Origin of the sequence: Xanthobacter sediminis (genome assembly GCF_043195015.1) — a bacterium.
Classification (GTDB): domain Bacteria; phylum Pseudomonadota; class Alphaproteobacteria; order Rhizobiales; family Xanthobacteraceae; genus Xanthobacter.
In genome coordinates this window covers 1-847 of record NZ_JBAFWH010000054.1, presented here as the reverse complement: position 1 = coordinate 847, position 847 = coordinate 1, and the positions used below count along the sequence as shown (strand labels likewise).

Below are 847 nucleotides of genomic sequence, written 5' to 3'. Positions count from 1 at the left end.
TAGGGTCCAGACCCATAAAGTGGTTGGCGTTGGGCTTGGGTTGTGATTCACGGCTTCCGAGAGGAAGTGACGATGAATCGGGACCTGTTCTGGCTGACGGATGCGCAGTTTGCGCGGATCGCGCCCCATTTGCCGACGGACACGCGCGGCAAGCCGCGTGTGGATGACCGCCGGGTGATCAGTGGGATCATCCATGTCCTGAAATCCGGCGGACGCTGGGTTGATGCACCGGCCGACTATGGCCCGCGCAAGACGCTCTACAATCGCTATGTCCGCTGGGCCGCCAAGGGTGTGTGGAGCGGGCTCTTCCAGGCGCTTGCCGGAGCCGGTGGGCCGCCCGCGCAGGTGCTGATCGACAGTTCCGCCGTCAAGGCCCACCGCTCGGCCTCGGGCGGGAAAGGGGGGAACGAAGCCAAGCTATCGGCCGCTCCCGCGGCGGGCGCACGACCAAGATCCACGCGCTGACCGACCGCAATTGTCGGCCCATCGCCTTCCTGCTCACCGGCGGCCAGGTGGCCGACTGCACGGCCGCCGCAGCCTTGCTCCAGCAGATGCCGAAAGCTCGCATCCTGCACGGGGACAAAGGTTATGACAGCAACGCGGTCCGCCGGCAGGTGGAAGAGGCCGGCGCCATGCCCAACATCCCGCCCAAGGCCAACCGGCGCTGGAAACCCTGTTTCTCTCCAGTGCTTTACCGTGATCGCAACGCCATTGAGCGCATGTTCTGCCGGCTGAAGGACTTCCGGCGTGTCGCAACCCGATATGACCGCCTTGCCGTCAACTTCCTCGCCGCCGTCTGCATCGCCGCGATCGTCGGCTATTGGTTATGAGTCTCGACCCTAGCAAG

General features: G+C 64.9%; 1 protein-coding gene. It reads left to right on the top strand.

Annotation, left to right across the window (positions count from 1 at the left end):
• The first annotated feature begins 72 nt into the window (after window positions 1-72).
• Window positions 73-830, top strand: a protein-coding gene (locus V5F61_RS21165) for an IS5 family transposase (RefSeq protein ID WP_393990640.1) whose coding sequence is annotated in 2 segments (ribosomal slippage) — window positions 73-406 and window positions 406-830 — 759 coding nt in all. Because the reading frame shifts where the segments join, the coding sequence is not laid out codon by codon here.
• Window positions 831-847 lie beyond the last annotated feature (17 nt).